This is a genomic window from Microcystis aeruginosa LEGE 91341 (genome assembly GCF_015206885.1).
Taxonomy (GTDB): domain Bacteria; phylum Cyanobacteriota; class Cyanobacteriia; order Cyanobacteriales; family Microcystaceae; genus Microcystis; species Microcystis aeruginosa_H.
In genome coordinates, this window is the sequence record NZ_JADEXY010000115.1 from 1 (window position 1) to 13,764 (window position 13,764).

At 40.8% G+C, this 13,764-nt stretch carries 10 protein-coding genes; 4 read left to right on the plus strand and 6 right to left on the minus strand.

The genetic code is table 11. The features are described from left to right. Positions 1 to 136: 136 nt before the first annotated feature. The 6 genes from IQ234_RS15905 to era form a co-directional block, all read right to left on the minus strand. A complete protein-coding gene (locus tag IQ234_RS15905; protein ID WP_193957790.1) occupies positions 137 to 2,890 on the minus strand; it encodes a class I SAM-dependent DNA methyltransferase in 2,754 nt (917 codons plus the stop codon). A gap of 251 nt (positions 2,891 to 3,141) precedes the next feature. Further along, positions 3,142 to 3,417, minus strand: coding sequence for a MoaD/ThiS family protein (locus IQ234_RS15910; protein WP_193957791.1), 276 nt, complete (start codon positions 3,415 to 3,417; stop codon positions 3,142 to 3,144). A 107-nt stretch (positions 3,418 to 3,524) separates the two neighbouring features. After that, a complete protein-coding gene (thrC, locus tag IQ234_RS15915; protein ID WP_002783420.1) occupies positions 3,525 to 4,829 on the minus strand; it encodes a threonine synthase in 1,305 nt (434 codons plus the stop codon). Between the two features lie 750 nt (positions 4,830 to 5,579). Further along, a complete protein-coding gene (gene rsmD, locus IQ234_RS15920) occupies positions 5,580 to 6,125 on the minus strand; it encodes a 16S rRNA (guanine(966)-N(2))-methyltransferase RsmD (RefSeq protein WP_193957792.1) in 546 nt (181 codons plus the stop codon). Between the two features lie 3 nt (positions 6,126 to 6,128). Next, a complete protein-coding gene (locus IQ234_RS15925) occupies positions 6,129 to 6,806 on the minus strand; it encodes a uracil-DNA glycosylase family protein (protein WP_110580362.1) in 678 nt (225 codons plus the stop codon). A 213-nt stretch (positions 6,807 to 7,019) separates the two neighbouring features. After that, a complete protein-coding gene (era, locus tag IQ234_RS15930; RefSeq protein WP_193957793.1) occupies positions 7,020 to 7,976 on the minus strand; it encodes a GTPase Era in 957 nt (318 codons plus the stop codon). Positions 7,977 to 8,011: 35 nt separating this feature from the next. On the opposite strand from era, the gene IQ234_RS15935 reads away from it, so the two are divergent. The 4 genes from IQ234_RS15935 to IQ234_RS15950 all read left to right on the plus strand — a co-directional run bounded on the left by IQ234_RS15935 (position 8,012) and on the right by IQ234_RS15950 (position 13,512). Then, positions 8,012 to 8,779, plus strand: coding sequence for a DUF6816 family protein (locus IQ234_RS15935; RefSeq protein ID WP_193957794.1), 768 nt, complete (start codon positions 8,012 to 8,014; stop codon positions 8,777 to 8,779). A 224-nt stretch (positions 8,780 to 9,003) separates the two neighbouring features. Next, positions 9,004 to 10,008 carry a serine/threonine protein kinase gene (locus tag IQ234_RS15940; RefSeq protein WP_193957795.1) on the plus strand — a complete coding sequence of 335 codons (1,005 nt, stop codon included), beginning with the start codon at positions 9,004 to 9,006 and terminating at the stop codon, positions 10,006 to 10,008. A 249-nt stretch (positions 10,009 to 10,257) separates the two neighbouring features. Next, positions 10,258 to 11,889 carry a protein kinase domain-containing protein gene (locus IQ234_RS15945; RefSeq protein ID WP_193957796.1) on the plus strand — a complete coding sequence of 544 codons (1,632 nt, stop codon included), beginning with the start codon at positions 10,258 to 10,260 and terminating at the stop codon, positions 11,887 to 11,889. 342 nt (positions 11,890 to 12,231) lie between these two features. Next, on the plus strand, positions 12,232 to 13,512 hold the full coding sequence (locus IQ234_RS15950; protein ID WP_193957797.1) for an HhoA/HhoB/HtrA family serine endopeptidase: 1,281 nt from the start codon (positions 12,232 to 12,234) through the stop codon (positions 13,510 to 13,512). The last annotated feature ends 252 nt before the right edge of the window (positions 13,513 to 13,764 follow it).

A 13,764-nucleotide genomic window follows, 5' to 3' on the forward strand; every position in this document is an offset into this window, starting at 1 on the left:
GGGTGTGGGGAATTATGAATTATGAATTATGAATTATGAAGTGGGGTGATGGGGAAGTGGGGAGAACAAAGCTGCCTCCTGTCTCCTGTCTCCTGTCTCCTGTCTCCTGTCTCCTGTCTCCTGTCTCCTGCCTTCGTTATTGAGGATTTTTTCTTTTCGTGGGTTTTTGTTTGCTGGTAGGGAGTAGGGGAGCGGTTAATTTTTCGTAGAGTTCAAAGAGGTATTCAATACGGTTTAATTCACTGGTGAAAGGTTGGGGACGATAACACAAATCAACGGCTTTGTCAAGTTTTTGGTGAGCTTTGAGCAAGTCGGGAGGCATGGTTAAAGGATCGTATAAATCCGCAAGGCTACTGTCAGGATATTTTACCCTAGTATCTAGCACAGCTTGAGCGCAAGTTTCGACGGTTTGTTTTTGTTTGTCGGTGATATTTTCTGGAAAGGGGTAGTTATTATAAACAATATCTTTTGAATAACGGTAATCGCTTTTTAATCTGCCACACACATATTTAACCCATGCCATGTGCATTTCTGAAGTAAGAATACCAAATAAATATAGATTTGCATTAGGAATTAATAAAACTTGATCATTACCAATCACATTTTTATTCATAAAACCTATTGGAATATATTTTCTTCTTTCAGATGAGACACGGGGAACAAGTAAATAATTCGTTTCGGGTTGTGCTATTTGACAGAATAGAGTAGGTGTCGCCGCAAATTTACGAGTAGAAGCGGCTTTACTTTTTAATCTAAAATTTTTAACCTTATCTACTCTTTTGATGACTTCTGGTAATGTCTTTAATTCCCTGGGAGAAATATCAAGTAACCATAGACAATAGCGACTATAACCATTAATAAATTCTTGCGCTCCTGTATAAGGTCTAATCCATTTTTCTGCCTTCGGCTCTAATTTTAAAAATTCTTCTTTTTCCAGTTCTGTAAAAATAAAATTACCACCATCTCTTGGCATACTACCAAAACGCATTAATGGAACATTAGATAAAGGAAAACTTCGATTAGAAATAATGATGTCACTTCCATCAACTAAATAGGGATTAATATTATTCGACTGAACAACTAATGATTCACCTTGAATATCTTCATAATCAAAGAGGATTTTATTTGTTATATTAAAACTTGCAAAGCCAATAATTATACAATGAACTGCCGCGTTTTCTTTGGCTTCATTACTCCATTTAAAAGTACGATGGGCAAAATGAATTTTTAACTGATATTTTTGAAAAAGAATATTCCAAAGTAAGGCAACTTGCTCCCCTTGAGATCTAGAATTTGTGGAAACAAAAGCAACCCTGATTCTATTGCCCTGAATTATTTGAGCAGCCTTAATATACCATGCACACACATAATCTAAAACGCCTATTCCTTTCTCACCGTCGAAAACATAAGCCATATCATTCCTTTGCTCATCGTTCATAATCATCGCACCAACAAAAGGAGGATTTCCTAAAATAAAATTGAGATTCTCTTTTGAGATAACTTCCTCCCAATCAATCCGCAAGGCATTTCCATGAACAATCTTTGCCGCTTTCTTTAATGGTAAACGCACAAAATATTGACCAAAAGTATTACTAACTTTAATATTCATCTGATGATCAATTAACCACATCGCCACCTCTGCCACCCTCACCGCAAACTCATCGTATTCAATACCAGAAAACTGATTAACATCTACCTGAATAATGGTACTAATATCTGTTACTAACTGCCCCGTTTTATTTAACTCCTGTAATACCAAAATCTCTAAATCTCGTAACACCCGATAGGTAATAATTAAAAAATTGCCGCAACCACAGGCAGGATCGAGAAAATATAAATTAGCAATCTTTTTCTGAAATTCTAGTAATTTATTGCGATTGCCTTTAATCTTCTCAAATTCTCTGTGTAAATCATCTAAAAATAACGGTTTAATCACCTTTTGAATGTTCTTCTCGGAGGTATAATGCGCCCCTAAATTACGTCGTTCTTTTGGATTCATTACCGCTTGAAACATAGAGCCAAAAATAGCAGGGGAAATTTTTCCCCAATCAAAAGGACAAGCTTCTAATAACATGACTCGCATCTTGCTATCAAAAGCCGCTAAGGGTAATGACTCCTCAAATAACTTGCCATTTATGTAGGGAAATTGAGTTAAATTTTCATCGAGATTTTTTAATCTTTTTTCTTCTGATGTATTCAAAACCTGAAAAATAGAAGCAATGTGCATCGCCAAATCACTGCCATCTTCTTTGGTATGTAGATCGATATATTCCCAGAAAATCCCCTTGTTAAAAATACCCGTATCATCGGCAAATAAACAAAATAATAAACGCACTAGACAAACTTCTAAATCATGCCCCATATAACCAATTTCTTTCAGGCAATCATGAAGTTTTCCCATTAACTCGGCAGCTTGGAGATTGACGGGATCTTCGTCTTTATAAACTCGCTTTTCGTAACCCGCAATAAAATCAAATAAATGAACGTTATCAACAAAATTATTTAATTCAAATTCCCATTTATTACCCGAATCTAAATCATATAATTTAAACCGTTGAAAATCCGAGACTAAAATATAACGCGGTAACTCATGTTCCTTTAAATTGGGAAAATAATCCTTAGCCTGTTGTGTGGCTTTTTCTAAATCTTTCCCCTTCGATTTATGCTCAACTAAAATCGTTCCTTTCCAGAGTAAATCAATAAAACCCTGTTTATTATCTGCTTTTTTGATCGGTTGCTCAAAACTGGCTACCCTACGCCGTGAAATGCCAAAGACATGAAAAAAATCATTCCAAAAAGACTGAGATTCTGCTGTTTCTGAAGTCTCTTCTTCCCACTCTTTTTGAAAAGCGATGGCGCGATTTTTAATTTCATTCCAACTTAAAGGCATAGTTTTAACTCCTTATCTTTCGCCAGTTTGCTCAAAGATAGTAGAAAATGGTGTAGGGAGCCATAGGCAGTCAGCAAGGGATACAGATAGTAGATTAAATATAACTAATGAACAACCACAAAGGCAAAAAGGACACAAAGATTAGGTTTTTCAGCCAACCCTAACTAGAACTTACCTAAACAAAAGCCCCCAGAAAACATCACTTTCTAGGGGTTTAATTACAATTGACGGAAAACAAACTTATGGGGAGATTAACCTCCAGCCACTGCAGGAACGATACTGACTTCATCGCCATCTTTTAAGGGGGTTTTTGTCCCATCGAGGAAGCGAATATCTTCACTGTTGACGTAGAAATTTAAAAAGCGCCGGGGTGTCCCATCTTCATCGCATAAGCGGGCCTTAATACCGGGGAAACTTGCTTCTAAGGATTCGATTAAACCACCGACATTACTAGCACTACACTCGACGGTAGCCTTATTTTTTGTAAATTGTTGCAGGGGAGTGGGAACGAGAACTTTTACGGCCATAGATATTAAAGGGAAAAGTGGAAAGGACGGGAAGCTGCGCGCAAATTTAAATTGCTTGTGGAGATGAGGCAAGAGGATAATCACCCCATCATCCCTTAGTATCAATTCTAGACGAGAACCTGTTGCCATTCGAGGCGTTCGAGGGTGCGGGAACGTTCTAGGGCCCGTTCAAAACTTTCTAATTTCGGTTCGATTAACAGGGGTTCACCGATATAACCCTGTACCGCTTCTTGGGTTTTTAGACCATTACCGGTGATATAAACGACCGTGGTTTCTTCGGGGTCGATTTTACCCGCTTCTACTAATTTTTTCAAGACAGCGATAGTCGTACCGCCGGCGGTTTCCGTGAAAATGCCCTCCGTTTCTGCCAAAAGTTTAATACCTTCGATAATTTCGGCATCGGTGACGGATTCAATATTGCCGCCGGTTTTACGGGCAATATCAAGGGCATAAACACCATCGGCGGGATTACCAATAGCGATCGATTTGGCGATAGTATTGGGTTTAACTGGGGCGACAAAATCCCGTCCTTCCTTGAAAGCTTGGGCAATGGGGGAACAACCTTCCGCTTGAGCGCCACTAAAACGCACTGCTTTATCTGCCACCAAACCGACTTTAACGAATTCTTGGAAGCCTTTATAAATCTTGGTAAAGAGGGAACCACTGGCTAAAGGTGCGACAATATGGTCGGGTAGTTTCCAGCCTAATTGTTCAGCCACTTCAAAGCCTAAAGTTTTGGAACCTTCGGAATAGTAGGGACGCAGATTGATATTGACAAAACCCCAACCGTAGGTATTGCCCACTTCTGAACAGAGACGGTTAACCTGATCGTAGTTGCCTTTGACTGCCATGACCGTGGGATTATAGATTAGGGTGCCGAGAATTTTACCCGCTTCTAAGTCGGAGGGAATGAAAACACAACAGTCTAAACCAGCGTGAGCGGCAATAGCGGCGGTGGAATTGGCCAGATTTCCCGTACTAGCACAGGAAACGGTGGTAAAACCTAATTCTTTGGCCCGGGTAAGGGCGACGGATACCACTCTATCTTTGAAGCTGAGAGTGGGCATATTGACGGCATCATTTTTAATGTAGAGATTTTTTAGACCCAAGCGCCGGGCTAAACGGTGGGATTTAACTAGGGGAGTCATACCCGTACCCACATCGATAGGATTTTCACTTTCCACTGGCAAAAAGGAACGATAGCGCCAGATGGAATTGGGACCTGCTTGAATGCTTTCTCTGGTAACGGTGCGACGGATGAGGTCGTAATCGTAGTCCACTTCTAGGGGGGCAAAGGTTTCTTCGCAGATATTCAGCGCTTTCAGGGGGTAAGAAGTCCCTCCTTCCTTAGAAACCAAGCGGGTAAAGGTGGGGATGAATTTTGAGGTTTCGATGTTTGTCGCTAGGGTCATGATTTTCCTGTCTTGCCGTCAACTGAATCTACAAGCATCCTATCACCGGCAAAATCTTGGTGTCAAATATACCCGACAAAAATAGTCGGGTATAAATTTATACAAAAACTAGGGGATAATCTGGGGAGCAGCAAGGGTTAAGGGGAGATGGTTAAGCTGCCGTGTCAGGAAACTTCGGGGTAATTTTAGGTCAAAAAAAGGACGAGGAGAAGGGATTTAAGTGTTTTAGGAGGCTATAGCCTATTTACTGCGAATTTTATCGAAATAAGCTCTGATTTTTGTTTACATAGCTTGAAAATGGCGTGATTAACTGCGGTTGCCAGAAAGTTTCTCGCTTTACTCAGGATGATTGTCAAGAAAAGTGACAAATTATGTGATTTTGTTGAGAAATAATAATTTTTTCCGGACTGCCCAATAAAATTGACCATTTTCGGCGGTCGGCAGGGGTCAGGAGTCTCAGGAGTCAGTAGCAGGTCGTCAGGAGATTATTTTTATTTATTCTCCCTTCTCCCCACTTCATAATTCATAATTCATAATTCATAATTTATAATTCATAATTTAGGCTCTACCGAACCTGTCATGTAAAACTATCAACAACTTATGATTGTAAAGCTTGTATAATAAAGCTTTGAGTTTTTGTTAGATTGATATTTATCAACTTTAGAGCATTGCTGGACAGAGAGGGAGCTTGGGGAATTTTCTACAGTGTAAGTTCGGAAGAACCATAATTTATAATTCATAATTTATAATTCATAATTCATATGCTTTTTGATAAAAAGTTAACGTAGTATTGCCGTAGCGTTTTTGACGACACATGGTTAAACCTTCTAGATTAATTGCTTGCCAAGATTTGGGATTGTGTTCCACGGCAATTTCCCCCAGAGAATCTAATAAATTAGATTGAGAGATGGCAGTTAGTACCGGTAAATATAACCCGCTTTCGTAGGGAGGGTCAAAATAAATTAAATCAAAACTTTTCCCCGCTAAAGTGGCTAACTTTGTTACTACATCTCCCCGAATTACCTGGAATTGCTGGTGAGAAGTTGCTAAATTGCGCCAATTTTCCTTGATAATTTCGCCAGCGCGTCCTGATTGTTCAATTCCGATTACTAGACTCGCACCTCGACATAAAGCTTCCGCACCCATGGAACCATTACCCGCACAAAGATCCAACCAACGACAGCCAGATAATTTCTGTTGCCAGATATTAAATAAAGCTTCTCGCACCCTTGCTGTCGTCGGACGGGTTAATTGTCCTGCTAGGGTTTTTATGGGACGATTGCCGTAAATTCTCATTAGTTAAAAGGCAAATTCAGTTAATCTTTTTTGTAATAAATCAGGAAAAAGAGCATAGTATCTTTGATTGAGAGGAGAGGGATGAGGGAGAGGCAATAAAGTCACTTTCTTTTGCTGTTTTACTCCATCTTCATCGGTAGCGGTGAGGGTAACTAGGAGTTTTTTGGTAAAGCGTTCTTTATCAAGATAGAATTTATCTACTTCTTTGGGTTTACCGTAGGGTTCAAACCATTTAAAAGCTTCCGTGCCAAGGGGAATGATATGATCACCTTGCCAATAAAAAACGAGCAGTTTTTCTATAAATGGACGAAAACGATCTTTCACTTCCCCAGAATAAGCTTTATTACCCGGGGGTTTGTAGGGAACTGTATTAGTTAGGAAAATTCGATCGCATACCGATAATAGCTCTTGACGATCATGGGATTTTCTCCCCTGCCAAGCTTGAAAAAATCCCTCTCTTACCATTCTACCAGCAGCCCCGATCAAAGGTTGTCCCGCGTACACTTCATCTCGTCCTAAATCCCGGCCAAAAAAGCATAACTGACTAGCAAGATTACCAGCATACAAAACTGGTTCAAAGGGATCTTTTTTTGCCTCTTGGTAAATTAGGGTATCGATGGGAAAATCCTCTTTTTTTGCCTCTTGGTGTACCTGTTTAATTAGGGTTTTAATATCGGTCATTTCAGTTATCAGTTATCAGTTATCAGTTATCAGTTATCAGATGTGAGTTATCAGTTATCAGATGTGAGTTATCAGTTATCAGATGTGAGTTTTCAGTTATCAGATGTGAGTTTTCAGTTATCAGATGTGAGTTTTCAGTTCACTGTTTACTGATCACTGAAAAAAGCTTCTCCCCACACCCTACACCCTACACCCTACACCCCACACCCCAATTCACTCCTCGGTGCGATAGCCAAATTCTGCTAAAAGTGAGCGAGATTGTCGCCATTTCGGTTCTACCTTCACAAATAACTTTAAATATACCTCCCCAGCGATTAACTTTTGAATAGCTGATCGAGCGGAAGAGCCAATCGCTTTTAACATACTGCCATTTTTACCGATGACGATCCCTTTTTGGGAAGCTCGTTCCACGTTAATGGCGGCAAAAACCTTGGTTAAAGCGGGAGTTTCCTCGACGCGTTCAATCACCACCGCCACAGAATGGGGAATTTCCTGACGGGTTTGCAGTAAAATCTGTTCGCGGATTAATTCGCCCATAATAAACCTTTCCGGCTGATCGGTGACTAAATCGGGGGGATAGTAGTAGGGACCGACTTCCAGGGAATCAGTTAACAGATTTTGCAGTTCTGGGATTCCCGTCCCCTCCAGTGCCGAAAACTTGAGCAGAGGCCAGTTATTTTCCGCCGCTAAGGTACGATAACTATCGTCGATAGGCTCCGGGTCTTCCGGCTGCTGATCGGCTTTATTTAGCCCCAAAATCGTGGGAGTTTGGTTTTTAGTCAGTAAATCGGCAATATAGCGATCGCCACCGCCCAAAAAATTACTACTATCGACAACAAGTAAAACTAAATCTACAGAGTTTATGGCGTTTTCGGCATTTTTAACTAAAACTTTGCCTAATTCGTGATGGGGCTTGTGAATGCCGGGGGTATCGACAAAAATCATCTGGGAGCGCTCGTCGGTGACAATGCCGCGCAAACGGTTGCGGGTAGTTTGAGCGATGGGGGAAGTAATGGCGATTTTTTGTCCCACTAATTGATTCATCAGGGTAGATTTGCCCACATTAGGACGACCAATAATGCCAATAAAACCGGATTTAAAACCAGTGGGTGCGATGGGAATTACTGCCGAATCGAGATTAACGGCTTGGGAGTTGATCAAATCGTTCATAATTAAAGAATATTACTTAAAAAATATTTTTACCCATGCAAAGGATAATTTTGTTCTTGTTAGTATTGATTTTAGGCTGTAGTAACCATTTAGAATTGTCTATAGCGGGAAATTTAAGCGATCGCTTAACTAATTATCCTCGCTGGATGACTAAACCAGTGGTTAGTTTTGCCAGTGGAGATTTAGTTTATCCCGATTGGATGGTAGGCAGTTGGACTGTCACCAGTACCCTAATCGATTTAACCGCTCCTCTTTCTCCCCAGATTATCACACCCGGTTTTGAAAGTAATCGTCGTTACCTAGAAAAATCGATCGAGTTTCCGGTGAGATTCATCGAGAAAGCTATTTCCAGACCGATAAATGCTGCCTTTTTATCCACTATTATCAGTAAACCATCAATTGTGGCCGATCGATCCTTTAATGGTTTAGCAATTAGTCGCGCCTACTTAGGTAATCAATCGGTATTATCGGTAAAAACTGACCCTAATAATCCCAATCGTCAGATTACCTTTTTACGCGGCGCTCATCAACTAATTTCCACGGTAATTGCCAGAAATAGCGAAACTCCTAGCCAAAATCAATTTATTGCCACAGAAATCAGTCAACAAATTTTCCGGGGAGAAACCAACACTTATCTTAATGAGGTGGAAACCACAACCGCCTATCAGCTATTATCTCCTAATAAAATTCTAGGCGATCAGGTGACAGCCATTTATCTTTCCCCCCAATCCCCTGATTATTTCCAGGCGCCGAATCGTCCGGTGGCTTTGTATCGTTATCGCCTAGAATTGCTGAAAGATTAATAGAAATCCTGTAAAAATCAAAAATCTTCCCTTAGATGAGGAGACAGGAGGAGAAAAAAGACAAGAGACAATCCTAGCCATAAAACCTAAGATTGGGTCAAATTTATCTAATTGGGTCGCCGGTCGTCGGTCGTTAACACCACATTGGGTTATACTTCTAGGAAAATGACATCGCTATTAAAATAAGTTTAATTAATGTTTGTGAGCAGAGGAGCTAGGAGTTAATGGTTTGGGATCTGGGCAAGAAAATTAAAGATGGCCAGTACACGATTCAGGAAGTATTGGGTGAAGGAAGATTTGGCATTACCTATCGAGCCAGCGATCGCAATGGTGATTCAGTAGTGATCAAAACGCCGAGGGATGTGGGTTTTAAATTGTGGGAGTCTAAGCGTTTACAGAAACTTTTTTGGCAGGAAGCGAGTAAATTAAAAGGTTGTGATCATCCTCATATCGTGCGAGTTAAAGAGTTATTTTCAGAGGGTAAAGCTAACTGCATGGTTATGGAATATATTGATGGGACGACCTTAGATCGGCGCTCAACAAAAATTTTACCAGAAAAAGAAGCCTTACGCTACATTGAGCAGATTGGACAGGCTTTAATGGTGGTACATAGTCGCGGTTTTCTGCATCGAGATATTCGACCGGGTAACATTATGATTCGGACTGGTAAACCAGAAGCGGTCTTAATTGATTTTGGTTTAGCCTTAGATTTTGATGAGGAATTAACCAAAACTCGTACCCAAGAATTAGCATCAGGTTTTGCGCCTATTGAGTGTTATTCTCGTGATGCTAAACGCGGAGCTTTTACCGATATTTATAGTTTAGGAGCCGTGTTATACGAGCTTTTAACGGGTAAAATTCCAGTGAATGCGATGACTCGAAAAATTGATCATCAGCCTTTAATTGAGCCGAAAACCTACAATTCAAAAATCAGCCCTAATATCAACAAAGCCATTCTTTGGGCATTGGAATTAGACATAGATAAACGTCCTCAGTCAGTGCAAGCATGGTTTAAGGATTTAGGTTTGTCTATTCCCAAACCAGAACAATTTAAAATATCTCAACCCATTGTTATTAATTGGACAGCAGTGACAGCAACAACAGGTTTACTGGCTCTTTCCTTGACTTTTTTAACATCTATTGGGGTGACAGATAAAATTAAGCAAATTTTATTTCCTCAACCAACTCCGACAGGTTCTCCCCAATCTTCTCCTAGTTCTAAACCTTAAAAGAATCAAGGGCGATTGCAGTTCGATAAACTCACTAACCACAATGGGATGCAAGACGTGCCATTGGTGTAAACTTAAGCACCACCAAACTCCCGTAAGGGCGAAGCATTTGGGCAATAACCTATCGCTGAAACCGTAAATTTCTTATCCGAATGCTTCGCCCCTACAAACTCAAATACCAAAACATAAGCCAATTTTGAAACAAAAGCAGATTTTTTGGTATGATAAAAATAACTATTGCAAAATTCTATGGTTTGGCAAGCGGGACAACTCCTCCACAATGGCAAGTACGAGATCCTTGAGGTCTTGGGACGGGGAGGTTTTGGCCTGACCTATAAAGCACGTCATCGCCAACTCACCCTGGAAGTGGTGATCAAAACTCCTGATATTTTGCAGAAAAGAGATACGGAATACGAGTATTATGTTAGACAATTTGAGGCGGAAGCACTCAAGTTAGCCAAATTTTCCCAGACTCCCCATGCCCATATCGTCCGTGTTTCCGATTTTTTTACTGAAGGTCAAGTTCCCTGTTTGGTGATGGATTTTATTCAGGGTCAAACTTTGATGGAAAGGGTGAAAACTCAAGGAAAATTATCGGAAGCGGAATGTTTAAAATATATTCGGCAAATTGGCAGCGCATTAGAGGTGGTTCATCAAGCAGGAATGGTACACCGAGACGCTCACCCTGGCAATATTATGATTCAACCCAATGGGAATGCTATCTTGATTGATTTTGGCATTGCTAAAGAGATTATTCCGGCTGGTAGTAGTTCGACGGATTATGCCGCAAATCCCAGTTTTGCCCCCTATGAACAAGTTTATAAAGGTAGCAAGGCCAATCGTCAGCCGAGCGTGGATATTTACGCCCTAGCCGCCAGTTTTTATTATGCTGTCACCGGACAAAAACCGACTCCTTCAATGGAACGCCGTTTAGAGAATCGTCCCTTAACATCACCGAAAGAAATTAATCCTAATTTAAGTGATCATCTTAACAAAGCCATTACTCTGGGCATGGCTTTGGAAAAAGAAAACCGCCCTCAGTCCATGTCCGATTGGTTACAACAATTGGAATTACCACCGCCTCCTGTACCAGAACAATATCGTCAAGAAAAAGTTAATATCCCACCTGCTGTAGAAGAAAAATATCCTCAAGAAAAAGTTAATATCCCACCTGCTGTAGAAGAAAAATATCCTCAAGAAATAGTCAATCCTCCGCGATCAGTTAAGCTCCCAAAAGAGCAAGAAGTGGCTAAATCAACACCAAAATTTAACCCAAAGTCTGCTCAAAATTCTGTTCTGGGAAAACGCAAAGATATTCCCTGGGAGCTGCTAATGTCCTCATTTGCATTGTTTATTAATGGTTATATTCTCGGTTTCAACCAAGCCCCTTGGTGGCAGACTGCCTTGGCTGTATTTGGCGTTGTGGTTGGCGTATGCGTTGTGGGCGAGTCCGATAATAATCCTTCGTCAGGTAGTGCTCTTTTGCTTTTGGGTTCTTCTATTTGTTCTTGGTTTGGGTCATTTGCTATATTTTTGACGTTGGGTTCGATAGGTGGTTGGAGGGAAGGCTGGACAATGGGGATACACTCAACATATTTTTTTACTTTGGATGAAAGATTAATGCCTTTTGTCTCGTCAATTTTAAGTTATTTTTTTGCAATCATTGTATCTTTAATTGGTGTTTTGATTGGTGGTGGTAGTATTTTATTTTTAGCTATGTTGTGGTTAGGATCTCTGTTGGGTTTGGTTGATCAAAAATATGTTGGTCAAAAATATTATGCGTACGGGTACTGGTACTTTTTTCTTCTCGTTGCGGTTACAAATCTAAGCGGTTTAGCAAGCGGTTGGTTATTGGCTTTTCTCCTGCATTCCAAAGGCTAACAAAACATAAAACTATCCTCATAATTCCGTTTTTTCTATTGTTATCTTCCCTAGATTAGGTTAATTAATGCAACCCAAAAATTAAATTGTGCCATAGTAGTGAGTCTATTCTGCTGAGGAGCATCTCACTTGTGCCATGCGTATTAATGCTTATAGCTGTCAAAAACTATAAAACAATGAGCTTGTAATCAAAAGTTCATGTCTGCGTCACAGTAAGTTCATATCCCCCGCCTAGATTAGAGATAGTCAGTCCCAAGCCGTTTTCCGAAACACTCCTCTCACACCCACGATTACTAGGACTGACTTTTATTCCCTTCTCAAAATGGTTAAACAGTAAAAACTATGACTCACAATATTTTTAACGATAATATTTCCCCGAGCAACGAAGGCAATCCTAAACGCTCCAAATCTTCTGCAATGAAAAAACTTTTTGCCTATTCCTCCTTACTGGTTTTGGGTGCCGGGTTAGGTATCGGTGCCACCTATGCCTACAGTCAAAATCCTCTAGAATTAGCCCAAAATATTGCCACCGCTACCAATAATCCTCGCCCCTCCGCACCAGCGGCAGCCGCTCCCTCGTCTCTGGTTATTCCTACCAATTTTGTCGCTTCTGTGGTGCAAGAAGTGGGGCCGGCGGTGGTAAGAATTAATGCTTCTAGGGAAGTCAATGGAGGCGATGATTTAGGCGAATTTGCTAACGATCCTGTTTTCCGTCGCTTCTTCGGTTCTCAAATACCAGAGCGAGGAGAAAAACAAGTTCAAAGAGGTACAGGTTCGGGGTTTATTATCAGTAATGACGGTAAAATTATCACCAATGCTCACGTTGTCGAGGGAGCAGATAAGGTGACTGTCACCCTCAAAGATGGTCGCACCATTGATGGCAAAGTCTTAGGTAGTGATCCTTTAACTGATGTGGCAGTGGTACAGGTAGAAACGAGCAATTTACCCACGGTTAAATTAGGTAATTCTGATAGTTTACAGGTGGGAGAATGGGCGATCGCTATCGGTAATCCTTTGGGATTAGATAACACTGTCACCACGGGGATTATTAGCGCCAAGGAACGCAATGGCTCCCAAATTGGTGCTAGTGATAAACTGGTAGATTTTCTGCAAACTGATGCGGCAATTAACCCCGGAAATTCTGGCGGACCTTTGTTAAATGCTCGGGGAGAAGTTATCGGAGTTAACACCGCTATCATTCAAAATGCCCAGGGTTTAGGTTTTGCTATTCCGATTAAAACTGCCCAAAGAATCGCTGAACAATTAATCGCCACGGGTAAGGTGGAACATCCCTATCTGGGTGTTCAAATGGTGCAGTTAACTCCAGAGGTAAAAGAACAATTAGCCGATAGTCCCATGGCTGATAATTGGACTGTCCCCGATGATTCTGGTGTCTTGTTAGTGCGAGTGATGAGAGATTCTCCTGCCGCAGCAGCAGGATTGCGATCGGGTGATGTGTTAAAGTCTGTAGGTGGTAAGAATGTCACCGATCCCGATGCGGTTCGAGAAATTGTGGCTAACACTCAAATCGGCGATAATTTACCCATAGAAATTAGCCGGGGAGGACAAAAAATTAATCTGAATATTCAAGTGGGTAGCTTGAATACTGCTAACAGATCCTAGTCTGGAAGATAAGTGGTAAAAGACCTAAACTTTATAGAGAGCTTGTTACTAAGCTCTCTATATTTCTAGTTTTACTTTTGGCTCTTAAATCGAATAATTATAGCAGTTATCTTAATGGTGAGATAAGTAGGTAGGCGTTAAAAATTATCAGATACCCCCCTTATCAAGGGAGATCCCCCCGCCTATCGGCACCCCCCTTATCAAGGGGGGCAGGGGGGAGCAGAGGCAAAATTTATCTTCAATGTAATTATA

Coding starts and splice junctions, on each gene's coding strand:
- IQ234_RS15905 (WP_193957790.1), bottom strand. CDS start 2,890: ATGCCTTTAAGTTGGAATGAAATTAAAAATCGCGCCATCGCTTTTCAA.
- IQ234_RS15910 (WP_193957791.1), bottom strand. CDS start 3,417: ATGGCCGTAAAAGTTCTCGTTCCCACTCCCCTGCAACAATTTACAAAA.
- thrC (WP_002783420.1), bottom strand. CDS start 4,829: ATGACCCTAGCGACAAACATCGAAACCTCAAAATTCATCCCCACCTTT.
- rsmD (WP_193957792.1), bottom strand. CDS start 6,125: ATGAGAATTTACGGCAATCGTCCCATAAAAACCCTAGCAGGACAATTA.
- IQ234_RS15925 (WP_110580362.1), bottom strand. CDS start 6,806: ATGACCGATATTAAAACCCTAATTAAACAGGTACACCAAGAGGCAAAA.
- era (WP_193957793.1), bottom strand. CDS start 7,976: ATGAACGATTTGATCAACTCCCAAGCCGTTAATCTCGATTCGGCAGTA.
- IQ234_RS15935 (WP_193957794.1), top strand. CDS start 8,012: ATGCAAAGGATAATTTTGTTCTTGTTAGTATTGATTTTAGGCTGTAGT.
- IQ234_RS15940 (WP_193957795.1), top strand. CDS start 9,004: ATGGTTTGGGATCTGGGCAAGAAAATTAAAGATGGCCAGTACACGATT.
- IQ234_RS15945 (WP_193957796.1), top strand. CDS start 10,258: ATGGTTTGGCAAGCGGGACAACTCCTCCACAATGGCAAGTACGAGATC.
- IQ234_RS15950 (WP_193957797.1), top strand. CDS start 12,232: ATGACTCACAATATTTTTAACGATAATATTTCCCCGAGCAACGAAGGC.